This is a genomic window from Stenotrophomonas sp. SMYL41 (genome assembly GCF_036319965.1).
In the GTDB taxonomy this organism is placed as follows: Bacteria; Pseudomonadota; Gammaproteobacteria; order Xanthomonadales; family Xanthomonadaceae; genus Stenotrophomonas; species Stenotrophomonas maltophilia_R.
In genome coordinates this window covers 152,474-176,704 of record NZ_JAWIRX010000005.1, presented here as the reverse complement: position 1 = coordinate 176,704, position 24,231 = coordinate 152,474, and the positions used below count along the sequence as shown (strand labels likewise).

At 69.0% G+C, this 24,231-nt stretch carries 23 protein-coding genes; 14 read left to right on the top strand and 9 right to left on the bottom strand.

What is annotated here, in order from left to right:
- The first annotated feature begins 68 nt into the window (after window positions 1–68).
- The 10 genes from V3B30_RS08155 (at window position 69) to V3B30_RS08110 (ending at window position 11,517) form a co-directional block, all read left to right on the top strand.
- Window positions 69–560, top strand: a complete 492-nt coding sequence (locus V3B30_RS08155; protein WP_100474487.1) for a hypothetical protein — start codon at window positions 69–71, stop codon at window positions 558–560.
- A gap of 548 nt (window positions 561–1,108) precedes the next feature.
- Window positions 1,109–2,998: a tRNA uridine-5-carboxymethylaminomethyl(34) synthesis enzyme MnmG gene (gene mnmG / locus V3B30_RS08150; RefSeq protein WP_262084265.1), complete on the top strand. Its 1,890-nt coding sequence runs from the start codon at window positions 1,109–1,111 to the stop codon at window positions 2,996–2,998.
- A 129-nt stretch (window positions 2,999–3,127) separates the two neighbouring features.
- The gene (locus V3B30_RS08145; protein WP_262084264.1) at window positions 3,128–3,946 is read left to right on the top strand and encodes a nucleotidyltransferase domain-containing protein; all 819 of its coding nucleotides are present in this window, start codon (window positions 3,128–3,130) and stop codon (window positions 3,944–3,946) included.
- Window positions 3,947–4,119: 173 nt separating this feature from the next.
- Window positions 4,120–4,650: a gamma carbonic anhydrase family protein gene (locus V3B30_RS08140; RefSeq protein ID WP_100474499.1), complete on the top strand. Its 531-nt coding sequence runs from the start codon at window positions 4,120–4,122 to the stop codon at window positions 4,648–4,650.
- A gap of 123 nt (window positions 4,651–4,773) precedes the next feature.
- Window positions 4,774–5,463: an RDD family protein gene (locus V3B30_RS08135; protein WP_100474502.1), complete on the top strand. Its 690-nt coding sequence runs from the start codon at window positions 4,774–4,776 to the stop codon at window positions 5,461–5,463.
- Entirely contained in the window at window positions 5,460–6,452 is a 993-nt protein-coding gene (locus V3B30_RS08130) for a stage II sporulation protein M (RefSeq protein ID WP_262084263.1), read from the top strand. Before V3B30_RS08135 ends, V3B30_RS08130 begins: the two co-directional genes overlap by 4 nt.
- Complete coding sequence (locus V3B30_RS08125) at window positions 6,442–8,058, top strand: DUF4129 domain-containing protein (RefSeq protein WP_262084262.1); 1,617 nt, start codon at window positions 6,442–6,444, stop codon at window positions 8,056–8,058. Before V3B30_RS08130 ends, V3B30_RS08125 begins: the two co-directional genes overlap by 11 nt.
- Window positions 8,055–9,239, top strand: coding sequence for a DUF4350 domain-containing protein (locus V3B30_RS08120; protein WP_262084261.1), 1,185 nt, complete (start codon window positions 8,055–8,057; stop codon window positions 9,237–9,239). The genes V3B30_RS08125 and V3B30_RS08120 overlap by 4 nt, the downstream gene beginning before the upstream one ends.
- Window positions 9,236–10,222, top strand: coding sequence for a MoxR family ATPase (locus V3B30_RS08115; RefSeq protein ID WP_100474514.1), 987 nt, complete (start codon window positions 9,236–9,238; stop codon window positions 10,220–10,222). Before V3B30_RS08120 ends, V3B30_RS08115 begins: the two co-directional genes overlap by 4 nt.
- Window positions 10,219–11,517, top strand: coding sequence for a DUF58 domain-containing protein (locus V3B30_RS08110; protein WP_100474517.1), 1,299 nt, complete (start codon window positions 10,219–10,221; stop codon window positions 11,515–11,517). Before V3B30_RS08115 ends, V3B30_RS08110 begins: the two co-directional genes overlap by 4 nt.
- Window positions 11,518–11,658: 141 nt before the next feature.
- On the opposite strand, the gene V3B30_RS08105 is transcribed toward V3B30_RS08110, so the two are convergent.
- Both V3B30_RS08105 and V3B30_RS08100 read right to left on the bottom strand, forming a co-directional pair.
- Window positions 11,659–12,837, bottom strand: a complete 1,179-nt coding sequence (locus V3B30_RS08105; RefSeq protein ID WP_100474520.1) for a glutathionylspermidine synthase family protein — start codon at window positions 12,835–12,837, stop codon at window positions 11,659–11,661.
- Window positions 12,838–12,844: 7 nt separating this feature from the next.
- Window positions 12,845–13,417, bottom strand: a complete 573-nt coding sequence (locus V3B30_RS08100) for a DUF1190 domain-containing protein (RefSeq protein ID WP_164090210.1) — start codon at window positions 13,415–13,417, stop codon at window positions 12,845–12,847.
- Window positions 13,418–13,826: 409 nt separating this feature from the next.
- Here V3B30_RS08100 and ilvD point away from each other — a divergent pair, with 409 nt between their 5' ends.
- Window positions 13,827–15,665 (top strand): dihydroxy-acid dehydratase, encoded by a 1,839-nt coding sequence (gene ilvD, locus V3B30_RS08095; protein WP_262084260.1) that lies wholly within the window; start codon window positions 13,827–13,829, stop codon window positions 15,663–15,665.
- Between the two features lie 138 nt (window positions 15,666–15,803).
- Window positions 15,804–16,415: a hypothetical protein gene (locus V3B30_RS08090; protein ID WP_262084259.1), complete on the top strand. Its 612-nt coding sequence runs from the start codon at window positions 15,804–15,806 to the stop codon at window positions 16,413–16,415.
- A 57-nt stretch (window positions 16,416–16,472) separates the two neighbouring features.
- On the opposite strand, the gene dinG is transcribed toward V3B30_RS08090, so the two are convergent.
- The 3 genes from dinG to aroE all read right to left on the bottom strand — a co-directional run bounded on the left by dinG (window position 16,473) and on the right by aroE (window position 19,933).
- Complete coding sequence (dinG, locus tag V3B30_RS08085; protein WP_262084258.1) at window positions 16,473–18,575, bottom strand: ATP-dependent DNA helicase DinG; 2,103 nt, start codon at window positions 18,573–18,575, stop codon at window positions 16,473–16,475.
- 155 nt (window positions 18,576–18,730) lie between these two features.
- Entirely contained in the window at window positions 18,731–19,084 is a 354-nt protein-coding gene (locus tag V3B30_RS08080) for a hypothetical protein (RefSeq protein ID WP_049444215.1), read from the bottom strand.
- Between the two features lie 3 nt (window positions 19,085–19,087).
- Complete coding sequence (gene aroE / locus V3B30_RS08075; RefSeq protein WP_100474535.1) at window positions 19,088–19,933, bottom strand: shikimate dehydrogenase; 846 nt, start codon at window positions 19,931–19,933, stop codon at window positions 19,088–19,090.
- Between the two features lie 48 nt (window positions 19,934–19,981).
- Here aroE and V3B30_RS08070 point away from each other — a divergent pair, with 48 nt between their 5' ends.
- Window positions 19,982–20,845 carry a hypothetical protein gene (locus V3B30_RS08070; RefSeq protein WP_262084257.1) on the top strand — a complete coding sequence of 288 codons (864 nt, stop codon included), beginning with the start codon at window positions 19,982–19,984 and terminating at the stop codon, window positions 20,843–20,845.
- 83 nt (window positions 20,846–20,928) lie between these two features.
- On the opposite strand, the gene V3B30_RS08065 is transcribed toward V3B30_RS08070, so the two are convergent.
- The 4 genes from V3B30_RS08065 to V3B30_RS08050 all read right to left on the bottom strand — a co-directional run bounded on the left by V3B30_RS08065 (window position 20,929) and on the right by V3B30_RS08050 (window position 23,529).
- The gene (locus V3B30_RS08065) at window positions 20,929–21,198 is read right to left on the bottom strand and encodes an SHOCT domain-containing protein (RefSeq protein ID WP_262084256.1); all 270 of its coding nucleotides are present in this window, start codon (window positions 21,196–21,198) and stop codon (window positions 20,929–20,931) included.
- 32 nt (window positions 21,199–21,230) lie between these two features.
- The gene (gene hemB / locus V3B30_RS08060; RefSeq protein ID WP_065198312.1) at window positions 21,231–22,220 is read right to left on the bottom strand and encodes a porphobilinogen synthase; all 990 of its coding nucleotides are present in this window, start codon (window positions 22,218–22,220) and stop codon (window positions 21,231–21,233) included.
- Window positions 22,221–22,239: 19 nt separating this feature from the next.
- Window positions 22,240–23,157, bottom strand: a complete 918-nt coding sequence (locus V3B30_RS08055) for a bestrophin family ion channel (RefSeq protein WP_100474544.1) — start codon at window positions 23,155–23,157, stop codon at window positions 22,240–22,242.
- Window positions 23,158–23,280: 123 nt separating this feature from the next.
- Complete coding sequence (locus tag V3B30_RS08050; RefSeq protein WP_005420185.1) at window positions 23,281–23,529, bottom strand: hypothetical protein; 249 nt, start codon at window positions 23,527–23,529, stop codon at window positions 23,281–23,283.
- 186 nt (window positions 23,530–23,715) lie between these two features.
- On the opposite strand from V3B30_RS08050, the gene V3B30_RS08045 reads away from it, so the two are divergent.
- Window positions 23,716–24,180, top strand: a complete 465-nt coding sequence (locus V3B30_RS08045; RefSeq protein WP_014038879.1) for a hypothetical protein — start codon at window positions 23,716–23,718, stop codon at window positions 24,178–24,180.
- Window positions 24,181–24,231: the final 51 nt, after the last annotated feature.

Here is a 24,231-nt window from a genome sequence, read left to right as displayed (position 1 = left end):
AGTTAAGGGCCGATTCAACGCCTGCGCACGAAGCTGACTGCACAACCCGTCCTCTGGGGGGATCCACCATGAAAACGCGCCTGATGCTTGCCGGCGGCCTGATGCTGGCCCTGACCGGCTGCACCACCTACGACTACGTCGGCGGTGGCCGCAGTGGCGGCTACTACCACGGTGCGCCGTCGGTGGAATACCGCTACCCGGCCGGCTATCCCTACAACTATGGCTACCCGTACTACGGTGGCTATGGCGGTTACTACGGCGGCTATGGCAATCCGTACTACTCGCGCCCGATCTACCGCCCGCCGCACAACCACCGTCCGCCGCCGCGCCCGCCCGGCAATGGTGGCGAGAATCGTCCGCCGCCGCCGTCGCGGCCGTCGTACAACGGCGGTTCGCCGTGGCGGAACATGGACTCGATGCGTCGCCCGCCGCAGTCGAACATCCAGCCGTCAGCGCCTCCGCCGCAGGCCCGTCCGGCCCCGGCGCCGAGTGCGCCGAGGATGAACGGTTCCCCCTGGCGCAACATGGATCGTGGGACGCAGCGCACAGTTGAGCGCTGAACCGTCTTGCATTTCACCCGGTCCAAGCCGCACTCTACGGGACCAGTGACGGCCCGCGTCACAATGTGACAAAAACGACAAGGGCCGCCGCAAAAAGCTCTACGTCGATATCCGACAGGAACATCTGGATCCCCCCTGTTCCGGCCCTGTCGGATGTCGGCACCTCTGAAGGCAGACGGCCCCGCAATGCGGGGCCGTTTGTTTTGCCGGGTCGCCAACCGGCGAGAGCCCCAGCGCCGGTAGATCCACGCCATGCGTGGATGGCGCCTTCCCGACAGCGCCAAAAAACAGGGCCGGACAGTCCCCCGACTGCCGGCCCTCTGCTCCCCCACCGTGCGCCTGTACCGGCCCCTGTTCCAATTCCGGTCACGGGCGCCTACGGCGCCAGCCACGGTGGGTGCTATTGGGTTATCTGCAAAAATCCTGCCAACTTTAGGGCTGATTTCGACGCCGGTCGGCCGGCGCCGACGTCCCGGCGCCGAATGGCGCTAAAATCGCCACCCCGGCGCCGCCCCGCAGCCGCGCCCGCCCCCAGCTGAACAGCCCCCATGAACCCGTCCTTCCATCGTTACGACGTCATCGTCATCGGCGGTGGCCACGCCGGCACCGAAGCCGCGCTGGCCGCGGCCCGCACCGGCGTGCGCACCCTGCTGCTGACCCACAACATCGAAACCGTGGGCGCGATGAGCTGCAACCCGGCCATCGGCGGCATCGGCAAGGGCCACCTGGTCAAGGAAATCGACGCCCTCGGCGGTGCGATGGCGCATGCCGCCGACCGTGCCGGCATCCAGTGGCGCACGCTCAACGCCTCCAAGGGCCCGGCCGTGCGCGCGACCCGCTGCCAGGCCGACCGCAACCTGTACCGCATGGCGATCCGCGCCATCGTCGAAAGCCAGGCCAATCTGACCGTGTTCCAGGCGGCCGTCGATGACCTGGTCATCGACGGCGACGCCGTGCGCGGGGCCATCACCCAGACCGGCCTGCGCTTCGACGCCGAGGCCGTGGTGCTGACCGCCGGTACCTTCCTGGCCGGCAAGATCCACGTCGGCCCGACCCAGTACGCCGCCGGCCGCATGGGCGACCCGCCGGCCACCACGCTGGCCGCGCGCCTGCGCGAGCGTCCGTTCCAGGTCGACCGACTGAAGACCGGCACGCCGCCGCGCATCGATGGCCGCTCGCTGGATTACAGCGTGATGGACGAGCAGCCCGGCGATTCGCCGCGCCCGGTGATGTCCTTCCTCGGTTCGGTGGACGAGCATCCGCAGCAGGTCAGCTGCTGGATCACCCACACCACCGAACAGACCCACCAGATCATCCGCGACGCCCTGCACCGTTCGCCGCTGTACAGCGGCCAGATCGAGGGCATCGGCCCGCGCTACTGCCCGTCCATCGAGGACAAGGTAGTGCGCTTCGCCGAGAAGGCCAGCCACCAGATATTCGTCGAACCCGAAGGCCTGGGCGTCGTCGAGATCTATCCCAACGGCATCTCCACCTCGCTGCCGTTCGACGTGCAGCTGGAGATGGTGCGCAGCATCCGCGGTTTCCAGAACGCACACATCACCCGCCCCGGCTACGCGATCGAGTACGACTTCTTCGATCCGCGCGGGCTGAAGGCTTCGCTGGAAACCAAGCTGGTCAGCGGCCTGTTCTTCGCCGGCCAGATCAACGGCACCACCGGCTATGAGGAAGCTGCCGCACAGGGCCTGCTGGCCGGCCTCAATGCCGCGCGCCAGGTGCGCGGGCTGGACGGCTGGTGCCCGCGCCGCGATGAAGCGTACCTGGGCGTGCTGGTGGATGACCTGATCACCCACGGCACCAACGAGCCTTACCGCATGTTCACCAGCCGCGCCGAGTACCGCCTGCAGCTGCGCGAGGACAATGCCGACCAGCGCTTGACCCCGGCCGGCCGCGAGATGGGCCTGGTCGATGACCGCCGCTGGAGCGCCTTCGAGACCAAGCAGGCGGCTGTCGCCGCCGAGCGCGCGCGGTTGGGTGCGCTGTGGGCGACCCCGGCCAATGCGCTGGGCCGCGAAGTGCAGGACACGCTGGGCGTGGCGGTCAGCCGCGAGACCAACGTGCTGGACCTGATCAAGCGCCCGGAGCTGGATTACGCGCAGCTGATGCAGGTGCCGTCGCTGGGCCCGGCCGTGGCCGATGGCAAGGTGGCCGAGCAGGTCGAGATCGGCGTGAAGTACGCCGGCTACCTGGACCGCCAGCGCGAGGAGATCGAACGCCAGCAGCGCCACGAAGCCACGCCGATCGCCGAAGGCTTCGACTACGCCAGTGTGCGTGGGCTGTCGGCCGAAGTACTGCAGAAGCTGGAGCGCGTACGCCCGCAGACCATCGGCCAGGCGCAGCGCATCCCGGGCATGACCCCGGCGGCGATCTCGCTGCTGCTGGTGCACCTGGAACGTGCCCGCCGCGGCCGCGTGGCGTAACGCACCGCTTCGCTCGCCGGGCATGGCCCGGCGATACCGGCTCTGGTAGGTGCCGACCGTTGGTCGGCACGACTGGGTGGGCCAAACGTGCGTTACAGTCGAGCAAGCTCGACTACGAATCTGCACTGCATGGACGACATCCACCCGATCGCACCGGACAAGCGCGCCGCCATCCTCGCCACCCTGGCCGACATCGAGCGCACGCACGATGTGCGCGTGCTCCTGGCCTGCGAATCGGGCAGCCGGGGCTGGGGCTTTTCCTCGCCGGACAGTGACTACGACGCGCGCTTCATCTACGTGCATCGCCAGCCGTGGTACCTGAGCGTCAACGAGGCCACCGGCCCCGGCGAAGCGCAGCGCGATGTGATCGAGCTGCCGATCGATGACGAGCTGGATGTGAGCGGCTGGGACCTGCGCAAGGCGCTGCGGCTGGTGTCCAAGTCCAACCCGACGCTGATCGAGTGGCTGCGTTCGCCGATCATCTACCAGCACGATGCCAAGGCCGTTGCCTGCCTGTGGCAGGCCGCCGAGCGCTTCTACTCGCCGCTGGGCACGTGGTGGCACTACTTCAACATGGCGCGCTCCAACCATCGCGGCTATCTGCGCGGCGAAACCGTGCGTACCAAGAAGTACCTGTACGTGCTGCGCCCGCTGCTGGCCTGCCAATGGATCGAGAACGAACACACGCCGCCGCCGATGGCCTTCGAAGACCTGCTGGAGCGCCTGCTGCCCCAGGGTGCGGTGCGCGAGGCCATCGACGCGCTGCTGTTGGTCAAGCGTGCCAGTGCCGAGGTCGCCGCCGGTCCGCGCATCGCAGCCATCAGCGAGTACATCGACGCTATGTTGGCCGAGCGTGCCGAAGGGCCGCAGCTGCCTGCAGGGCACGGCGACGCCGCCTGGCTGGACGGCCTGTTCCGGCAGATGCTGGCGACGCACGCGCCAGCCTGAACCGGGGTCCATCCACGCATGGCGTGGATCCACCGCGCACGCGCCGAAGCCGCGGTAGCGCCGGGCCATGCCCGGCGAGCAAGGCGGCGCGCAATCATCCGCCGGGCGCAGCCCGGCGCTACCACTGCAATCGCCGCGTATCATCGCCGTGCTTGCCCCTCCTGGAGACCGCGATGAACCCTCTGCGCCCCTTCCGCGACAAGATGCCCGTCCTCGGCCAGCGCGTGTACGTCGACCCGGCCTGCACCCTCATCGGTGACGTGGAGCTGGCCGACGATGTCTCCATCTGGCCGGGCACGGTCATCCGCGGCGACGTCAATTACGTCCGCGTCGGTGCGCGCACCAACGTGCAGGATGGCACCATCATCCACGTCAGCCACCACAGCCCGTACAACAAGGCCGGCTACCCGACCCTGATCGGCGAAGGCGTGACCGTCGGCCACGGCTGCATCATCCACGCCTGCACCATCGGTGATTACAGCCTGATCGGCATGGGCGCCTGCATCCTGGACGGCGCCCGGGTGGAACGGCACGCCTTCATCGGCGCCGGTGCGGTGGTGGGCCCGGGCAAGGTGGTCGGCGAAGGCGAGCTGTGGGTGGGCAATCCGGCACGCCCGGCGCGCACGCTCAGTGACAAGGAGATCGAGTCGCTGCACTACTCGGCCGACCACTACGTGCGGCTGAAGGACGAATACCTGGGCTGAGCGGCCAACGCTGCCACGCGGCTCTGCTAAAGTCTGGGCCCGACCAGGACCTGTCGAGACCCCCATGCCTGTGGCTGCCTGCCGGAGAGGACTCCGCCGCCCACAACGAAGGCCATCGCGCTGATGGCCGCACCGATGCTCGATACCTACCGCGAGGTGGTGACGCCGGAGGGTGTGCCGCTGCAGTTGCCGGCGGCCGGCCCGGTGCCACGGGCGATGGCCTGGCTGGTGGATCTCGGCGTGCGCATCGCGGTACTGATGGTGATGTCCATTCCACTGGCACTGCTGGACACGTTCGGCTCCGGGCTCAGCCTGGTGCTGATGTTCCTGGTCTATTGGGCCTACCCGATCGTCTGCGAGGCGCTGTGGGGGCGCACGCTGGGCAAGCGAGCGCTGGGGCTTCGCGTGCTGTCCCGCGATGGCGCGCCGGTGGGCTGGATGGCCGCCATCACCCGCAACCTGCTGCGCACCGTGGACATGCTGCCGTTCGGCTATGCACTGGGCCTGATCAGCAGCCTGTTCGATCCCCATGGCCGCCGCCTCGGCGACCTGGTCGCCGGCACCGTGGTGGTGCATGCACCGGTGTTGTACCTGCCCCATCCGCCCACCATCGACAGCGTGCTGGCCCCTCCGCAGCCCCTGCAGCCAGAGGAACAAGCGGCACTGATGGCCTTCGCCGAGCGCGCGCCGCGTCTGTCGGCGGCACGCCAGCAGGAACTGGCCGGCATTGCCGAACCGCTGACCGGCACCCACGGCCAGGTCGGCGTGCTGCGCCTGTATGCCATGGCCAACTGGCTGCTGGGGCGGCGATGAAGCAGGAACAGTTCGTCGCGCGCTATCAACAGGAGTGGCAGGACCTGGAGCAGTGGCTGCTGCTGCGCGCCGGTGCCTCGCGCCGCACGCGCCGCCAGGCCAGCGGCCTGGCACTGGACGACACCACCTTCCCGCAGCGCTACCGGCGGCTGTGCCAGCAGCTGGCGCTGGCCCGCGAGCGCGGCTACAGCCCGCAGCTGGTGCAACGCCTGCAGCAGCTGATGCAGCAGGGCCACAGCGTGCTGTACCGCACGCCGCCAACACGCTGGCGCAGTGCACTGGAATTCCTGGTGGCCGACTTCCCGCTGCTGGTGCGCAGCCAGGCGCCCAGCATGTGGGTGGCGCTGGCGATGTTCGCGTTGCCGGCGGTGGCCTGCTTCGTGCTGGTGCAGGTCTATCCGGACCTGATCCACATGCTGATGGACAACCGCCAGATCGCCGCGATGGAGCGCATGTACGATCCCGCCGCCGAGCGCCTGGGACGTGACAGCGGCACCGACTGGATGATGTTCGGCCACTACATCATGAACAACATCAGCATCGCGCTGCGCACCTTCGCCAGCGGACTGCTGGCCGGGCTGGGCACGCTGCTGGTGCTGCTGTTCAACGGCGTGATCATCGGTTCGGTGGCCGGCCACCTGCAGCACATCGGCCATGGCGACCCGTTCTGGCGCTTCGTGGTCGGCCACGGCGCGTTCGAGCTGACCGCTATCGTGATCGCTGGCGGTGCCGGCCTGCAGCTGGGCATGAAGCTGCTGGCTCCCGGCCGGCGCAGCCGCCTGGATGCACTGGTCGATGGCGGCCGCATCGGTGCCCGACTGTGCCTGGGCGTGGCGTTCATGCTGCTGGTGGCCGCTTTCATCGAAGCGTTCTGGTCGTCGATTGCCGAAGTACCGGCTTGGGGCAAGTTCAGCGTGGCCGGCGTGTTGTGGGCCGGCGTGCTGCTGTGGCTGTGGCGCGGCGGACGCGGAGGCGGCAATGCGCATTGACCACCTGGACGTGGTGCTGCGCGCGCGCAGCGGCTGGGAAGCAATGGAGCTGGGCACCGCCCTGTCACGCCGCCACGCGCGCGCGGTATGGGGCAGCTGGCTGCTGGCCAGTGCACCGCTGTTCGTGATCTTCAACGCGCTGGGCTGGTGGCTGGATGCGTTCGGCTGGGCCTGGCTGGCGATGTGGTGGTGCAAGCCGCTGTTCGAACGCGCGCCGCTGTACGTGCTTTCGCGTGGCATCTTCGGCGAGCCGGTCGGCACGCTGGCGGCCCTGCACGCGCAGCGCAGCTGGGGCAATGCAGGATTCTGGGGCTACCTGGGCTGGCGCCGTTTCAGCGTGCTGCGCAGCCTGTGCCTGCCGGTGAACCTGCTGGAAGGCAACGCACCGGCCCAGCGCGGCGCACGCCGCCGCGCAGTGGCCGCCGGTGCCGCAGGCGCCGCTGTCGTGCTGACCGTGGCCTGCATGGCCTTTGAAGCGGCGCTGGTGTCCGGTGCAATCGGTGCGGTGTTCATGTTCATGCCGCTGGAGCTGATGTCCGAATCGTGGCGAGCCGCTTGGGACATGATCGGCCAGGACACGCCCGCATGGGCGCGGCTGGGCTTCAACCTTGCGTGCTGGCTGGCGTCGGTGCTGATCGGGCCGTTCTACGTCGGCGCCGGCTTCGGCCTGTACTTGAACCGGCGTACGCAGATGGAAGCGTGGGACGTGGAAATCGCCCTGCGCCGACTGCGCGAGCGGCTGCTGCCAGCGGCATCGACGCTGGCCCTGCTGCTGTGCCTGGCACTGCCGCTGGCCTCTGCGCCGGTGCATGCACAGGACGCGCGGTCGATCGCCGCCGAAGCCGACGATGCCGAAGAGGACGAGGACCATGCGGAAGAACCCGCCACTGCAGCAAACGACCCGGCCAATGCACCGGCGATGATCTTCGGTGCGGCGCCGGTGGACACCGCCGGTTTCCGCCAGGCGGTGAACCGCGCCTATGAAGATCCGCTGCAGCGCCCGACCCGCCAGGTGACGCGCTGGAAGCCGATCGAACCGGCCGAGGAAGAAAAGAAGGAAGACAAGACGCTGCAGAGCGGCAGCAGCAGCAAGGGCGAGCGCAGCAACCGCAAGGCCGGCATCGCCTGGCTGGCGCGGCTGGCCGAATGGGGCCTGTGGGGCCTGCTCGGCATCCTGCTGCTGGTGCTGCTGCTGACCGCACGGCTGTGGCTGCCGTGGCTGCGCGGCAGTGGCCGGCGCAAGCCGGTAGCTGCACCGCAGGTGGTGGAGGAACAGGTGGAGTTGCCGGTCGTGCTGCCACCGGACGTCGCCACCCAGGCCGGCCTGCTGTGGGACCAGGGGCGGCCGCGGCAGGCCCTGGCCCTGCTGTACCGCGCCAGCGTGCGCACGGTGGGCGAGCGCAGCGGCATCGCGCTTCCGCCTGGCGCCACCGAAGCGCAATGCCTGCGCGCGTCACGGCGCATGCCCGATGCCACCGACCGTGACCTGTTCGCGCGCATCGTGCGCATGTGGCAGTACGCCGCCTACGGTGGCCGCCTGCCCAGCCGCGCCGATTTCGATGCATTGGCCGATACCCTGCGCCAACAGTACAGGTGGCTGGCATGAGCCCGCGTCTGTTCTGGTCGCTGCTGCTGGGTGGGCTGGTGCTGTTCGGCGTGCCGCTGACGATCCTTTACCTGCGCACGCACGAGCGGGTGACCGAGACGGTGCAGCTGCCGCCGCAGGGTGAGGCCGGTTACAACCCGCTGTACGTGCTGGGCCAGGCCCTGCGTGCCGATGGCATCGACGTGCATTCGCGGCCGCGGCTGGACCTGCAGCAGATGGTGCTGGGCCCGCGCGACACGGTGGTGCTGCTGCAGGACAGCAGCGAACTGCCGGCACCGGTGGCGAAGGCCCTGCTGGACTGGGTCGACGGCGGCGGCCACCTGCTGGTGCGCACGCCGCCACCAGCCAAGGACGACGCCAGCAGCACGCAGGGACCGCTGCTCGACCGGCTGGGAGTGGACAGCCTGTTCCAGCGCAGCGACTGCCAGCCGTTCCACATCGATGATGATCCCGGCCATGTCGAATTCTGCGGTGGCCGCCGCTTCACCCTGGGCTTTGCCGCCAGCACGCGGGCCGAAAGGCGCTGGGGCAGTGAACGCGACCTGGTATTCGCGCGCCTGCGCCACGGCCAGGGCAAGGTGAGCGTGCTGGCCGACATGGAATTCATGCGCGGCGAAGTGGATTCACCGGCAGCGCGCCTGGCCTCCGCCGCGGGCAAGGCCAGTGATGGCCTGCACGATCTCTCGCACCGCGACCTGACCCGTTACCTGCTCGATCCGAACTACGGCAAGGGCGCATTCTGGCTGGTCTACGCCAGCCGCCCGCCGTCGCTGTGGGCACGCCTGTTCTACCAGGGCTGGCCGGTGTGGGCGCCGCTGCTGCTGGCCCTGCTGGGGTGGCTGTGGGGCCGCTCGCAGCGCTTCGGCAGCCTGCTGCCGTCGCCGGTGCTGGAACGCCGCTCGCTGCTGGAACACGTGCGTGCCAGTGGCGAGCTGCTGCTGCGTTTCGGCCACGGCGCGCGCCTGTATGACGCCGTGCTCGCTCTGTTCCTGCATCGCCTGCGCCTGCGCGCACCGGTCGCCGCCGCACTCGATGGCGCACCGCGCGAGCAGGCCATCGCCGAGCTGCTGAAGTGGCCGCAAGGCCGCGTCGCCAATGCGCTCACACCTCCTCCGCCGCACGATTCCTCCGCCCTGCGCGAGCGCATCCGCTTGCTGCTCCAGATGAGATCCTTGCTATGACCGAAGTCCCCGAGCTGCCGGCGGCCGCCAATGCCCGCCTGATCGAACGCGTCGATGCCATCCGCGATGCCGTCGGCCACGCCTTCATCGGCCAGGCCGATGTACTGGACCAGATCCTGGTGGCGCTGCTGGCCGGTGGCCACGTGCTGATCGAGGGCGTCCCCGGTCTGGGCAAGACCCTGCTGGTGCGTGCGCTGGCCCAGGCCCTGGAACTGGATTATGGCCGCGTACAGTTCACCCCCGACCTGATGCCCAGCGACGTCAGTGGCCATGCGGTGTACGACCCGAAGAGCGAGAGCTTCAAGATCCGCCGCGGGCCGGTCTTCACCAACCTGCTGCTGGCCGACGAGATCAACCGTGCACCGGCCAAGACCCAGTCGGCGCTGCTGGAAGTGATGCAGGAAGGCCAGGTGACCATCGAAGGCAAGGCCTTCACCCTGGCGCCGCCGTTCATGGCACTGGCCACGCAGAACCCGCTGGAGCAGGAAGGCACCTACCCGCTGCCGGAAGCGCAGCTGGACCGCTTCCTGCTGAAGGTGCTGATCGACTACCCGCAGCTGGAGGACGAAAAGCGCATGGTGACCGCGATCACCAGTGGCCGCGCCGCCAGCGATTTCGACCTGAGCCAGGTGCCACGCGTGTTGGGCGCTGGCGAACTGCTGGAGCTGCAGCGCGCGACCGCGGCGATCACGGTCGATGACGAAGTGATCGACTACGCGGTCCGCATCGTCGCGACGACCCGGCAGTGGCCGGGTATCGCGGTCGGCGCCGGCCCGCGCGGCAGCATCGCGCTGGTGCGTGCCTCGCGCGCGCAGGCGGTGCTGGCTGGCCGTGACTTCGTCACTCCGGACGATGTGCGCGACATCGCGCGCCCCGCGCTGCGCCACCGCATCGCGCTGGCACCGGAACTGCAGATCGAAGGCCAGGACGCCGACGATGTGCTGGGCGCGCTGCTGGCCAAGGTGGAAGCGCCGCGCCGATGAGGCCGGCTCCGCTGCTGCTGGCGCTGCTGCTGGCCTGGGCTGCCCTGGGTGGCCTGGTGCTGGGCGGCCTGCTGCCGCGCTGGAGCTGGGCGCTGGCGGCAGTGGCCATCGCGCTGCCTGCGCTGTTCGATCTGTGGCGGCAGACGCAGCGTCCTTCGCCACAAGTGCAACGCGAGCTGCCCGAGGCGCTGGCGCTGGGCGTGCGCCGTCAGGCAGCGCTGCGACTGCAGGCCGAACAACCGATGACGGTGCAGGTGTTCGACCTGGTGCCCGGCGGCTGGCCGCTGGAATCGCTGCCGCAGCGCGTGCGCCTGCAGGCCGGCACCGCCTCCACGCTGCACTACCACCTGCAGCCGCTGCAGCGGGGGCACTTCCGCTTCGAGGGCGTGCACCTGCGCATGCGCTCGCCGTGGCGCCTGTGGTGGCAGCAACGCACGCTGCCGCCGTCGCTGGACGTGCGGGTCTATCCGAACTTCGTGCCGCTCACCCGGTTTGCGTTGTTCAGTGCCGACCAGGCCTCGCGGTTGGTGGGGGCGCACGTGAAGCGCCGCCGCGGTGAAGGCACCGACTTCCACCAGATGCGCGAGTACCGCATCGGCGACAGCCTGCGCCAGCTCGACTGGAAGGCCACCGCGCGAGCGCGCAAGCTGATCTCGCGCGAATACCAGGACGAGAAGAACCAGCAGCTGCTGCTGATGCTCGACAGCGGCCGGCGGATGCTGGCCAGCGAAGGCGGGCTCTCGCACTTCGACCATGCCTTGAACGCCTCGCTGGTGGTGGCCTATCTGGCGCTGCGCCAGGGCGATGCCGCCGGCCTGTTCGCCGCCGGTGGTGAACGCAGGTGGGTGGCGCCGCAGCGTGGCATGGGTACGGTCGAGCACCTGCTGCGCGCCAGCTACGACCTGCAGCCACGCGCGGTGGCCACCGATTACCTGGCCGCCGCCACCGAAGTATCGCTACGCCAGCGCCGGCGCGCGCTGGTGATGCTGGTCAGCAACGTGCGCGACGAGGACATCGAAGACCTGCTGGCAGCAGTGCGCCTGCTGCAGCGGCGCCACCTGGTGTGCGTGGCCAGCCTGCGCGAACGCGAGCTGGACGGCGCACTGGAGGGCGAGGTGCAGACGCTGGAGGACGCCACCCAGGCCGGTGCCGCGGCGCTGTACCTGCAGCAGCGCGCGAAGGCGCACGAGGCGCTGCGCAGCGAGAAGGTGATGGTGCTGGACGTGACCGCCGACGCCCTGCCCGGCGCGCTGGTGGAACGCTACCTGGCGGTGAAGCGCGAAGGGCTGCTCTGATACCAACGATCGCCCTGGTGGGGTGCCAACCTTGGTTGGCACGAAACCCAAACCGCCGACCAAGGTCGGCTTCTACCAACGGCGGTTGTTCTACGACCGGCGTCGGTCAGCCGCGTCGGCTCTGGGGGCGCCGCACCACCATCAGACGTAGATCCGCGTCGGCGCCTCATCAACGATCGCGTGCGGCACGAAGCGCGCACTGTCGCGGGTGATCGCGCTGTCGTCCTCGCGGATGCCGATGCCGCAGGCGTGGTCACCCACCACCCAGCTGCCGATCAGCGGATAGCCGCCTTCGAAGCGGGTGAGCGGATGCGCACGCTGGATGATCGCCGGGCCGTCATAGGGCCCGTCGCTGCGCTGGGTGCTGCCATCGGCCAGGTGCATCTCGATGTTGGCGCCTTCGCGTGAGAACAGCGGCTTGCGCACCCAGCCCGATGCCAGCGTGCTGCCGTCATCGAAGTGCGCCTCCAGCAGGTTCGGATGGCCCACGTTGCGCTGCCACAGCAGCGGCAGGATGCCCTTGTTGCTCAGCACCGCCTTCCACGCCGGCTCCAGCAGCTGCACGCCCGAGCCGGGCAACGCGCGGCCGAATTCCTCGGCCATCAGGTCTTCCAGCGGGTACAGCTTGAACAGCGTGCCGATCACCGAATCGTCCAGCGCGGTGAAGCGGCCGTCCTCGGACAGGCCGATATCCTCGATGGCGATGGCCTGGCCATGCAGGCCGGCCTGCGACGCACAGTCACGCAGGTAGTCGACGGTGCCGCGGTCTTCTTCCGAGCTGCCCACGGCGCTGAAATACAGCGGCGGCGGCAGCTGCGTGGCCAGTTCGCCGAAGCGTTCGACCAGCGCTTCGTGGATCGCGTTGAACTGGTCGGCATGCTGCGGCAGGCGACCGGCGTTGCGCTGGTCCTCCAGCCACTGCCACTGGAAGAAGCTGGCCTCGAACAGCGAGGTCGGCGTGTCGTAGTTCAGTTCGTACAGCTTGGCCGGGCCGGTGCCGTCGTAGGCCAGGTCCAGGCGGCCATAGAGGTGCGGCTGGCGCTGGCGCCAACTTTCAGCGATCCAGTCGCGGTAGTGCGACGGAATCGCCAGCTGGTCCATCAAGCGTTCGCTGGCGATGACATCACCGACCAGGTCCAGCGCCATCTGGTGCAGCTCGGCGCTGGGGTCTTCGATGTCCTGCTCGATCTGGCGCAGGGTAAAGGCGTAGTACGCGCTTTCATCCCAGTACGGCTGGCCGTCGATCGTGTGGAAGCGGAAACCCGCCTCTTCCGCGCGTGCCCGCCACTGGGCACGCTCGGCAATCCGGATGCGCTGCATGGGTCGATCAGCCGCCGTAGCTGCCGCTGGTGCTGCGGCGTGCGCTGGTGTTGCCGAAGCCACCACGGCTGGCGGTGACCGCACGGTTCGGCTCGCTGGTAACCGGGGCCAGGCCAGCCTTGCCGGCGCCGATGCCGCTGGCGGTGTTCAGGCCACCGCTGCCGCCCGGAGCCGGACGGGCCCAACCGGCGCTCTTGTCCTGGTAAGCCGGCGACGCCGCCGGCGCCTGCGGAGCGAGGCCGCCGCGGTTGCTCAGCATCTGCGACATGAAGAAGCCCATCATCATCGGGCCGATAAACGAAGTACCGGCCGAGGTGTGCTGCTGCACGCACTGTTCCGGCTTGTAGTCCTTCTCGCAGGCTTCCTTGCTGGCGTACTTCGGCGCCGCATCGGCGGCCTGCTTCTGCGCTTCGGCGAACGCGTTGCGGCACGCCGACGGATCGCCGGTGGCCTCGGTGCAGGCCTCCACCGAGGTGTACAGGCCTTCCTGCACCTTCACCTCCGGCTCCTTCTGGCAGGCGGTGAACAGCAGCGGCGCGGCGCTCATCAGCAGCAGCGCGGTGGTGCGGGAACGTTTCATGGCCTCATGCCCTGTCGACGGATCAATGCCCCAATGATGCCAAATCCGGGCCATCAACCGGAATCGGCAAAGTGGCAAAGATGAACGGACTTTCATTTTCGTCGGGCATTGGGGTCAGAGCCCATCGCGCCGCGATGGGATCCGACCCCGGGCGGCTCACCGCTCAGGTAGGTGCCAACCTTGGTTGGCACACACCCCGCGGCGCCCCGCTATGGCCGGCGCGCGCAGCCAAGTCTCCGGCAAGAAGCCCCCTTGTTGTTCAAGGGGGCGCGCCGAAGGCGCGGGGATAAGGGGAAATGCGCGGATCACCAAGCCGCTGCAAGCGGTGAAGGTGGTTGCAGCAGCAACCGAAAAAATTGGCCATGATCAGCCGACCCCCACGTCGTACGGCCCGCCCGTTCCGCCAGCCATGCCCGAATACCGTTCCCGCACCTCCACCGCCGGCCGCAACATGGCCGGCGCCCGCGCGCTGTGGCGTGCCACCGGCATGAAGGACGGCGACTTCCACAAGCCGATCATCGCCATCGCCAACTCCTTCACCCAGTTCGTGCCCGGCCACGTGCACCTGAAGGACCTCGGCCAGCTGGTCGCGCGCGAGATCGAACAGGTCGGCGGCGTCGCCAAGGAATTCAACACCATCGCCGTGGACGACGGCATCGCGATGGGCCACGACGGCATGCTGTATTCGCTGCCCAGCCGCGAGATCATCGCCGACGCCGTGGAATACATGGTCAATGCGCACTGCGCCGACGCGCTGGTGTGCATCAGCAACTGCGACAAGATCACCCCCGGCATGCTGATGGCCGCGCTGCGCCTCAACATCCCGGTGGTGTTCGTCTCCGGCGGGCCGATGGAAGCGGGCAAGACCAGGCTGTCCGAGCACAAGCTGGACCTGGTCGACGCGATGGTGGTGGCCGCCGATGACAGCGCTTCCGACGAAAAGGTCGCGGCGTTCGAGCGCAGCGCCTGCCCTACCTGCGGTTCCTGCTCGGGCATGTTCACCGCCAACTCGATGAACTGCCTGACCGAAGCGCTGGGCCTGTCGCTGCCCGGCAACGGCACCACGCTGGCCACCCACGCCGACCGCGAAGCGCTGTTCCGCCGCGCCGGCCGCCTGATCGTGGAACTCTGCCACCGCTGGTATGGCGGCGAAGACCCGAGCGCGCTGCCGCGCGGCATTGCCACCCAGGCCGCCTTCGCCAATGCGATGACCCTGGACATCGCCATGGGCGGTTCCACCAACACCATCCTGCACCTGCTGGCCGCCGCGCAGGAAGCCGAGGTCGACTTCGACCTGACCCACATCGATGCACTGTCGCGGCGTGTCCCGCAGCTGTGCAAGGTGGCACCGAACACGCCCAAGTACCACATCGAAGACGTGCACCGCGCCGGCGGCGTGTTCGGCATCCTCGGTGAGCTGGACCGCGCGGGCCTGCTCGATACCACGGTGCCGACCGTGCACAGCGCCAGCCTGGCCGACGCGCTGGAACGCTGGGACGTGGTGCGTAGTGACCACGAGACCCTGCATACCTTCTTCAAGGCCGGCCCGGCCGGCATCCCCACCCAGGAGGCCTTCAGCCAGGCCACGCGCTGGCCGACCCTGGACGTGGACCGCACCGAAGGCTGCATCCGTTCGCTGCAGCACGCGTACTCACTGGAAGGCGGCCTCGCCGTGCTGCGCGGCAACCTGGCCGTCGATGGCTGCGTGGTGAAGACCGCCGGCGTGGACGAGTCGATCCACGTGTTCGAAGGCCCCGCGCGCGTCTACGAAAGCCAGGACGCCGCCGTTGCCGGCATCCTCGCCGACGAGGTGCAGCCGGGCGAGGTGGTGGTGATCCGCTACGAAGGCCCGAAGGGCGGCCCGGGCATGCAGGAAATGCTGTACCCGACCAGCTACCTGAAATCGAAGGGGCTGGGCAAGCAATGTGCGTTGCTCACCGATGGCCGCTTCTCCGGCGGCACCTCGGGCCTGTCGATCGGCCATGTTTCGCCGGAAGCCGCCAGCGGCGGAACGATCGGCCTGGTCGAGGGCGGCGACCGCATCCGCATCGACATCCCGGCCCGCCGCATCGACCTGCTGCTGGACGAGGCCACGCTGGCCCAGCGCCGCGCCGACGCCGATGCCCGGGGCTGGAAACCGCGTGCACCACGCCCGCGCAAGGTCACCAGCGCGCTGAAGGCCTACGCGCTGCTGGCCACCAGCGCCGACAAGGGCGCCGTACGCAACACCGCCCTGCTGGGCGATTGACCGCCATACGGTCGTGCCGGCCGCTGGCCGGCATCCGTACCGTGACAGCCCACATCGATGAGGCTGCCGGCCAGCGGCCGGCACTCCCCATCCTGATCCGTTATGGTGGCCCAGGAAGTCACCAACACGGAGGTTGCGATGATGTTGCTTTCCTTTGCGCTGGCCGCTGCCATGGGCATGTCAGCAGAGCCGCCAGAAGCACCGGACTGCCGCTACGACCGTGCAGCGATGCTGGCGATGGAACCGGATGCGTTCGATCAGGACCTGGAAGGTGGCTGGCGCACGCTGGCCGACCGCGGCTGCCACCGTGAAGCCGCTGATCTGCTCGCTGCCTATGCTGCGTTGCCCAAGGCTGCGGGCAACACCATGATTCTGTGGCATGAAGGCCAGATGCGTGCCGAGGCGGGCCAGTACCCGCAGGCGGTGGCGCTGATGCGGCGCACCTACAAGCCCACCGGCACCGACCCCGGTTACTGGAACGCCTACGTGGACGGCACCATCGCCTTCCTGCAGCGCGACCGTGCAGCGCTGGAAAGGGCGCGTGCAGCACTGATTGCGATTCCCACGCCGGAGCAGATCGCCGGGGCGCTGAAGGATGGGCGCTATCACTTCACCACCGCCGGCGGGCAGAAGGTGGATGTGCCATGGCCGCCCAACCTGGACGTGCTCGATGGCTTCCTGCGCTGCTTTGATCGCGATTACCACACTGCGATGGGCAACCAGGCCTGCCGGAATCCGCAGGGCGGTTGAGCGACAGAGTGCGTGGTGGGGTCAGAGCCTTTCCTTCGGAAGGGATCCGACCCCGTGTCAGCCGATCACGCGCTTGAACGGCGGCAGCGCGTCGATGATGCGCTTGCCGTAGCGGCGGGTCAGCAGCCGCGAATCAAGAATGACCACGCGGCCGGTGTCGGTGGAGGTGCGGATCAGGCGGCCGGCGAACTGGGTCAGCGTGCGCAGCGCATGCGGAATCGCGATCAGGTTGAAGGCATTCAGCCCGCGCCCCTCGAACCACTCGCTGAGTGTGGCGGTCTGCGGGTCGGTCGGCACCGCGAACGGCACCTGGGTGATCACCACCGTAGTGCAGGCTTCGCCCGGCAGGTCGAGCCCTTCGCCGAACGAGTTCAGCCCGAACAGCACCGAGCCCTCGCCTGCCGCCACGCGCCGCAGATGCTCGTCGATCAGGCGGGTCTTGGACATCTCGCCCTGCACCAGCACCTGCTTGCGCCGCGCGGCCGACATCAGCCCGGCCACCTTCTCCATCTTCCAGCGCGAGGTGAACAGCACCATCGAGCCCTTGGCCCAGTCCAGCTCGGTGTCGAGGTAGCGCGCCACTTCGCGCGGGTGGCCTTCGCGGTCGTCCGGCGTGACCGGGAACTTTGGCACGACCAGCTCGGCCTGGTTGGGCAGGTCGAACGGCGACGACAGCGAGACCATCTCTGCCTCTTCCGGAATGCCGTTGTCGATCGCCAGCGACTGGAAGTCGCCACCGCCGGTCAACGTCGCCGAGGTCATCACCACCGAGTCCACTTCATCCCACAGCAGCTTGCGCAGCACGTGCGCGGCCGACACCGGCGAGCCGTGCAGCACCAGGTCGCCGTCGCGGGTGGCGGTGACCCAGCGCGCCATCGGCGGCGCGCCATCCTTGTCCTCGCGGCGCCACGCCTGCCACAGGTTGTACTGCTGCTCGATCATTTCCAGCGCCATGCCCAGGTTGCGCTGCAGGCGCTCGCGCGCGGCATCGTCCGGCTTGCCCTTGGCCACCTGCGCGGTGGCGGCATGCGCCCAGTTGTAGAGGCTGCGGGTATCGTCGGCCAGGGCCTCGATCGGCTCGCGCCAGGCCTCGGGCAGGCGCCCGTTGGCCGCGCGCCACATCGGCTCTTCGTCCGCCGGTGCCGGCATCCACACCCGCTCGATGTGATCGCGGAACGCGCGCAGCTGCTTGGCGACGTTGCTGGCGACCTCGATCGCTTCGTTCGGCAGCAGGTTGCCGAGACGGTCCTTGTCGACCGCGCGATAGGCACCGGCGATCAGGATCTGCAGGCGGCCGGTGCGTTTGGCCATCTCGTCCAGCGCCAGGCTGGCTGCACCCTGGTCGATCGCCACGCTGCCGATGTGATGGCCTTCGTCCAGCACCAGCAGCATGTCCGACGGCGGCGCGATCAACGGCTGGCCGTTGTCGCTGTCACCGATCGACAGCGCCGACAGCAGTAGCGCGTGGTTGGTGACCACGATCTGCGCATCGCGCACCGTGTTGCGCGAACGCAGCACCGCGCACTGCGCCGAATAGGCGCAGCGGCGCCCGGCACAACCCGAAGCCGGCGTGGTGATGCGGCTACGCAGGCCGGGGCTGATGGTCTCCGGCGCGTTGTCGATGTCGCCATCCCAGGTGCCGCCGGTGAAGGCGTCGGTCAGGCGCTTGGCGATGTCCATCTCGATCGGCGCCAGCGGCCGGTCGAACAGGGGTGCGTCATCCTCGAACATGCCGCCCTGCGAGCCCTCGCCCTGCGCCTCGGCAGCATTGCGCGTGCACAGGTAGCGGGTACGGCCCTTGGCCAGCGCCACGGTCGCTTCCAGGCCGGTGGCCTTGAGGAAATTCGGGATGTCACGCTCGACCAGCTGCGACTGCAGCGCTACGGTGCCGGTGCTGATCACCAGCTTCTTCTTGCTGGCCAGCGCGATCGGTACACCTGCGGTGAGGTAGCCCAGGCTCTTGCCGACGCCGGTGGGCGCCTCGACCACGCCGACGCCGCCACTTTTCGACAGCGCACGCGACACCACACCGATCATCTGGCTCTGCGAGCGGCGGGTGGAGAAGCCGGGAGTATTGGCCTGCAGCGTCGTGTACGCCTTGCGGATCGCGTCCTTCAAGGCGTCATCGAGCGTGCGCGGAGCGGCGACGGTTTCGGTCACGCCGGGAACTACCGTGGCTGGATCAGGCCGGTCATTGTCGCATGGCCGGCCGCGTTCACTGTCGCTGGCACCCTGAACGGGCCAGCGACGACGCCCGGCGGCTGGATGAACACGCCGGACGCTACTGGCGACGACCCAGGGCCGTCACCGGGCTGTCACTGCACCGCGTTGCCGCGCAGCCGCAGCAGGCGCACCAGCGCCCACACCAGCAGCACCACGCCGATGGCCTCGACCATCGCCAGCGCGAAGTGCACCACGCCGAAGATGGCGCTCATGCCCGAGATGGCGCTGAAGTTGCCACTGCTGACCAGCCACATCGGCAGCATGCCCGCCGCCAGGCCCCCCAGGCTGGACAGCAGCAGCAACAGCAGGCCGACCAGCGCGCCGGTGCGGGTGGCATCGCGCGGCGCACCGACCACCCAGACCAGGCCGACGCACAGCGCGATCAGCACCGGCAGGCGCACGCCGACCATGCTCAGCACGGTCACCATCAACGTTGTGCTGTCCATCGATCAGTCCTCGCCGGCCAGCACGGCCGAGCCCTGCCGCAGCGACTGGTAGACCTCGCCGGTCTGCGGGCGCACGCCGTGCCACTGCAGGAAGCTCTCGGCCGCCTGCTCGACCAGCATGCCCAGGCCATCCACGGTATTGCGGCAGTTCGCCGCGCGCGCCCAGGCCAGGAAGGCGATGGCGGCCTCGCCGTAGTTCAGGTCGACGGCGGTGGTCATCGAATTGACCAGCGACAGCGGCAGTTTGAACTCGACGTCGCGGTCGCGGCCGGCCGAAGTGGCGTTGACGATCAGTTCGAAGTCGCCGAGGTCGCGCAGGTCCTCCCAGTAGCGGCTGATCGCACGGCCCGGTTCGCCCATCGCGTCGATCAGTTCGTCGGCGCGCTCCGGCGTGCGGTTGACCACCACCAGTTCGGTGATGCCTGCATCGAGCAGCGCCGGGGCGACGCTGCGCGCCGAGCCACCGGCACCGATCATCAGCACGCGGCGGCCGCGCAGGTCCAGGCCGTGGCGATCGGTCAGGTCGCGCACCAGGCCGATGCCATCGGTGGTGTCGCCGTGCCAGCGGTCGCCCTTGCGCAGCAGCGTGTTGACCGAGCCGGCGCGGCGCGCCCGTGCGGTCAACGTGGTGCACACCGAGAACGCGGCTTCCTTGTGCGGCAGGGTGACGTTGGCACCGACACCGCCCTCGGCGGCGAAGGCCTCCAGGCCGGCCAGGAACGCATCGGGGGCCAGGTCGATCGCGCGGTAGTCAATGGCGATGCCTTCCTGGCGACCGAACGTCGCATGGATCTGCGGCGACTTCGAGTGGGCAACGGGGTGTCCGAAGACGGCGTAACGGTCGGTCATGGAATCCTCAAGCTGGCTAGACTGATGCTCTTTCGTGCACGGAACCGGATGATGCGCATCACCCCGCCCCTGCTGGTGCTCGCCGCCAGTCTACTCTCTGCCCCCGTGGCGATGGCGTTGAACGAGTACGGGATCGAAGGCATGGGCGTGGTCTCGACCCGCGCCGACGAGGGCCGCGCCACGATCAGTGCCGATGGCCGGCGCATCGTCTTCGCCCGCCGCGGCGAGGCCGGATGGGGCCTGTGGGAAGCGCGCGTGGTGGACGGCCGCTGGCAGCAGGGGCAGGCGCTGCCGGTAGGCGTGGCCGGTGAAGCCCGCGATCCCTACTTCAGCCGTGACGGCCGTTGGCTGCTGTTCGCGGCCGGCGGCGAGGGCAAGCTGGCGCTGTACCGTGCCGCGTTGGCCGCCGACGGCCAGCCGGGCCCGGCGCAGCCGCTGGCCGGTGACGGCGGGCGCCGGGAAGAGCGCGGGCCAGCCCTGAGCGCGGATGGCAAGCAGCTGTTGTTTGCCCGCCAGCAGGGCCGTGGCGCCGGCTGGGACCTGTTCGTGGCGACGCTGGATGCGCAGGGCCTGCGCGGCCCGGCCAGCGCACTGAGCGCGTTGAACAGCGCCGACGACGAGACCGACGGTGACTGGCTGGGCCATGACGGCGCCGTGGTATTCAGCCGTGGCAGCGGCAGTACCGCGCAGGTCTGGAGCAGCCGCTGCGCATGGAGCGGCGTGGCACTGCAGCCGCTGGGGCTGTCGTTCAACCAGGCTGGCGGCTGGACCGGCGCGCCGGTGATCGACAACGCCAAGCCCGGCGAGATGGTGGTCGCCAGCAGTGCGGCGAAGGCACCGCGTGCCGGGGGCGTGGATGTGTACCGGTTGGCGGTGCCCAAGGTGGCGGCGGTGCCCGGGTGCGTGCGGTAGATCCACGCCATGCGTGGATGGTGCCCGCGAAGAGGTCAGAGCCCTTTCCTGCGGAAAGGGATCCGACCCCGGGCATTGCCCCGTCAGCGCGACAACACCTTGGCGCGCAACTGCTCGTACTCCATCTCGCTCAGCTGGCCATTGTCCTTGCGCTGGTTCAACGCGGCCAGCTCGGCCTGCACGCTGTCCGGCAGCGCCTGCTCACGGGCCACGTGGCGGGCGGCGGAGAGCTGCTCCGGCGGGCGCTTGCCAGCCCGCCAGGCCACGATGAAAACACCGACGATGATGGCCCCGAACAGCAGCGTACCGATGCCCCAGATCAACCATTGCACCCATCCCAGTTCGGGTCCCATCGCGTATTCCTCCGTCTATCGTGGCGCTATTGTCAGCGCTCGCGCAGCCATCGCGCCACCTGCGGCGCGAAATAGGTCAGCACACCGTCGGCGCCGGCCCGCTTGAAGCCCAGCAGCGACTCCATCACGCAGGCGCGTTCGTCCAGCCAGCCGTTGGCGAAGGCGGCCTTCATCATCGCGTACTCGCCACTGACCTGGTAGGCGAAGGTCGGCACGCCGAATTTCTCCTTCACCCGGCGCACCAGGTCCAGGTAGGGCATGCCCGGCTTGACCATCACCATGTCGGCGCCCTCTTCCAGGTCCAGCGCGATCTCGCGCAGGGCCTCGTCGCCGTTGGCCGGGTCCATCTGGTAGGTCTTCTTGTCGGCCTTGCCGAGGCTGGCCGCGCTGCCCACCGCATCGCGGAACGGGCCGTAGAACGCCGAGGCGTACTTGGCCGAGTAGGCCATGATGCGTACGTTGATGTGGTGGTCGGCATCCAGCGCACGGCGGATCGCGCCGATGCGGCCGTCCATCATGTCCGACGGCGAGACGATATCCACGCCGGCTTCGGCGTGCGATACCGACTGCTTGACCAGTGCTTCGACGGTGATGTCGTTGAGCACGTAACCCTTGTCGTCGATGATGCCGTCCTGGCCGTGGGTGGTGTACGGGTCCAGCGCCACGTCGGTCATCACCCCCAGTTCCGGGAAGCGCGACTTCAGCGCGCGGATCGCGCGCTGCGCCAGGCCGTCCTCGGCCCACGCCGCCGACGCGTCCAGCGATTTCAGCGACGGATCGATCACCGGGAACAGGTCGATCACCGGAATGCCCAGCTCCAGCGCCTCTTCGGCCACCTTCAGCAGCTCTTCGATCGACAGCCGCTCCACGCCCGGCATCGACGGCACCGCGGTGCGGCCGGCCAATTCGTGCACGAACACCGGGTAGATCAGGTCGTCGGTGGTCAGCGTGTTCTCACGCATCAGGCGGCGCGAGAACTCGTCATGGCGCATGCGGCGCGGGCGATAAAGCGGGTGGGACATGGCAGGCTCCGAGGAGTGGCTATTGCAACAGGTAACCCTGCGGCAGCAGGGGTTCGGGCAACGGGCGTTCGCCGAGCGCGTCGAGCTGGTCGATCTCGATCGTGCGCACCAGCGCGTCCAGCGGCAGGTCGTTCGGCTCCAGGCCGAACGGGTCTTCCATTTCTTCGCCCAGCTGGTCCAGGCCGAAGAAGGCATAGGCGAGCACCGCCGACAGCACCGGCGTGCCCCAGCCCAGCGAGCTGGCCAGGCCGAACGGCAGCAGCACGCAGAACATCCATGCGCAGCGGTGCAGCAGCAGGGTGTAGGCGAACGGCAGCGGCGTGGTGAGGATGCGCTCGCAGCCGGCCTGGATCGACGACATCGCGTGCAGGCGCTCCTCCAGCTGGGTGTAGAGGATCGGGTCGAGTTCACCGGCGCGCAGGGCCTGGGCCAGCTCGGCGGCGATCATCGACAGCACTGCATCAGGCACGTTCTCGCGCTGGCCCAGCTGCTCGCGCTGCGGCTTGTCCATCCACGGCAACGCGGCCAGGGCCACGATGCGACCGCGCAGGCGCGCGGCCAGCGCATGGGCGAAGGCCGTAGTGAGGTAGGCGATGCGACGGCGGCGGCCGGCGTCATCGGCCAGCAGCAGGTTGACCTGGCGGGCCAGCGAACGCGACTCGTAGACCAGCTGGCCCCACAGCTTGCGGCCTTCCCACCAGCGGTCATGGCAGGCGCTGTTGCGGAAGCTGAGGAAGATGGACAGGACCAGGCCAAGCAGGGTGAACGGCGTGACGGAAACGCGTTCGATGCCGGTCGGTGGCGCCAGTTCCACCACCGCGGCCACCGCGATGGACAGGATCAGGATGGCCAGCACCTTCGGCGCGATCGCTTTGACGATCGAGCCGCGCAGGATGTACAGCAGTTGCCAGCCGTGGGGACGGGGTCGGATGATCATGGGGCAGCCGCGCCGGGCGCGGATTCACAGGCACGCGGGGGGCTCGCGCAGCCGTTCATTGTACGCCCCTGCCCGGCCCGCGGCCGTGTACCTGCGACGCCCTGTCGCACCCGGCGACGCGGCTCAGATCACGCCGCCACCCAGGCCCAGGCGCAGGATGCCGACCACCACCACGATGCCGTTCAGCACCAGCCCAGCCCAGGCCCGGCCGCGCTTGGTCGGGTGGGTGAACAGGATGCCCAGCGCGGCGATCACCGCGCCCACGGCGGCGAACGGGATCAGGAACCAGTTGCCCCAGCCCAGCAGCGGAATCAGCGCCAGGATCATCCACAACAGCGCCAGTACGCCCCACAACAGACTGATCACACCCATTCCGCTCTCCCGCAGTTGGTTCCTGTCTGTCCACCATAGTCGTTCCCACGGTCGCCGCCTACTGCCGTTGGCGGGGCTGTCACCGGCACCGTGCTAGCGTCCTGCCGTACGCGCTCTGGCCCGGGTGTTGGCGCCGATTCAGAGTAGCCCGCCGATGATCGCAACCAGTCCTACAGGGGTCGTGCCATGAACATCCGTTGGGCCGCGCTGGCGGCCATCCTGCTGGTCGCCGCCGGTTGTGCCAGCACCTCCAAGGTCATGCTGGGGCGCGCCCGCGCGCCGATCGATCCGGCACTGGTACAGATCTATTCGACGCCGCCGGCCGGCTCCCAGGAAATCGCCCAGCTGGAATCGGCGTCTGCCGTAGGCTTCGGCACGCAGGGCCAGACCGACGCGGCGGTGGCGCGCCTGAAGCGCGAGGCCGCAGCGCTGGGCGCCAATGGCGTGGTACTGATGGGCGTGGGCAGCAGCGGCTCGCCGGTGGGCATGTCGGTGGGTGCCGGCACGTTCGGCTCGCATGTCGGCGGAGGGGTCGGCATCGGTATTCCGACCACGCAGAAGCGCGCCGCCGGCGTCGCGATCTGGGTACCGAACCCGGCACCGCCGGCACGGCTGCCGACGCAGGTGATCACGCCGCAGCCGCAGCGTTGACGGTGATGCGGTAGATCCATGCCATGCGTGGATGGGCATTCCCGGTGACGC

Bases quoted from the DNA above. Each gene is read 5' to 3' on its own strand.
- V3B30_RS08155 (WP_100474487.1), top strand. From the start codon at position 69: ATGAAAACGCGCCTGATGCTTGCCGGCGGCCTGATGCTGGCCCTGACC.
- mnmG (WP_262084265.1), top strand. From the start codon at position 1,109: ATGAACCCGTCCTTCCATCGTTACGACGTCATCGTCATCGGCGGTGGC.
- V3B30_RS08145 (WP_262084264.1), top strand. From the start codon at position 3,128: ATGGACGACATCCACCCGATCGCACCGGACAAGCGCGCCGCCATCCTC.
- V3B30_RS08140 (WP_100474499.1), top strand. From the start codon at position 4,120: ATGAACCCTCTGCGCCCCTTCCGCGACAAGATGCCCGTCCTCGGCCAG.
- V3B30_RS08135 (WP_100474502.1), top strand. From the start codon at position 4,774: ATGGCCGCACCGATGCTCGATACCTACCGCGAGGTGGTGACGCCGGAG.
- V3B30_RS08130 (WP_262084263.1), top strand. From the start codon at position 5,460: ATGAAGCAGGAACAGTTCGTCGCGCGCTATCAACAGGAGTGGCAGGAC.
- V3B30_RS08125 (WP_262084262.1), top strand. From the start codon at position 6,442: ATGCGCATTGACCACCTGGACGTGGTGCTGCGCGCGCGCAGCGGCTGG.
- V3B30_RS08120 (WP_262084261.1), top strand. From the start codon at position 8,055: ATGAGCCCGCGTCTGTTCTGGTCGCTGCTGCTGGGTGGGCTGGTGCTG.
- V3B30_RS08115 (WP_100474514.1), top strand. From the start codon at position 9,236: ATGACCGAAGTCCCCGAGCTGCCGGCGGCCGCCAATGCCCGCCTGATC.
- V3B30_RS08110 (WP_100474517.1), top strand. From the start codon at position 10,219: ATGAGGCCGGCTCCGCTGCTGCTGGCGCTGCTGCTGGCCTGGGCTGCC.
- V3B30_RS08105 (WP_100474520.1), bottom strand. From the start codon at position 12,837: ATGCAGCGCATCCGGATTGCCGAGCGTGCCCAGTGGCGGGCACGCGCG.
- V3B30_RS08100 (WP_164090210.1), bottom strand. From the start codon at position 13,417: ATGAAACGTTCCCGCACCACCGCGCTGCTGCTGATGAGCGCCGCGCCG.
- ilvD (WP_262084260.1), top strand. From the start codon at position 13,827: ATGCCCGAATACCGTTCCCGCACCTCCACCGCCGGCCGCAACATGGCC.
- V3B30_RS08090 (WP_262084259.1), top strand. From the start codon at position 15,804: ATGATGTTGCTTTCCTTTGCGCTGGCCGCTGCCATGGGCATGTCAGCA.
- V3B30_RS08080 (WP_049444215.1), bottom strand. From the start codon at position 19,084: ATGGACAGCACAACGTTGATGGTGACCGTGCTGAGCATGGTCGGCGTG.
- aroE (WP_100474535.1), bottom strand. From the start codon at position 19,933: ATGACCGACCGTTACGCCGTCTTCGGACACCCCGTTGCCCACTCGAAG.
- V3B30_RS08070 (WP_262084257.1), top strand. From the start codon at position 19,982: ATGATGCGCATCACCCCGCCCCTGCTGGTGCTCGCCGCCAGTCTACTC.
- V3B30_RS08065 (WP_262084256.1), bottom strand. From the start codon at position 21,198: ATGGGACCCGAACTGGGATGGGTGCAATGGTTGATCTGGGGCATCGGT.
- hemB (WP_065198312.1), bottom strand. From the start codon at position 22,220: ATGTCCCACCCGCTTTATCGCCCGCGCCGCATGCGCCATGACGAGTTC.
- V3B30_RS08055 (WP_100474544.1), bottom strand. From the start codon at position 23,157: ATGATCATCCGACCCCGTCCCCACGGCTGGCAACTGCTGTACATCCTG.
- V3B30_RS08050 (WP_005420185.1), bottom strand. From the start codon at position 23,529: ATGGGTGTGATCAGTCTGTTGTGGGGCGTACTGGCGCTGTTGTGGATG.
- V3B30_RS08045 (WP_014038879.1), top strand. From the start codon at position 23,716: ATGAACATCCGTTGGGCCGCGCTGGCGGCCATCCTGCTGGTCGCCGCC.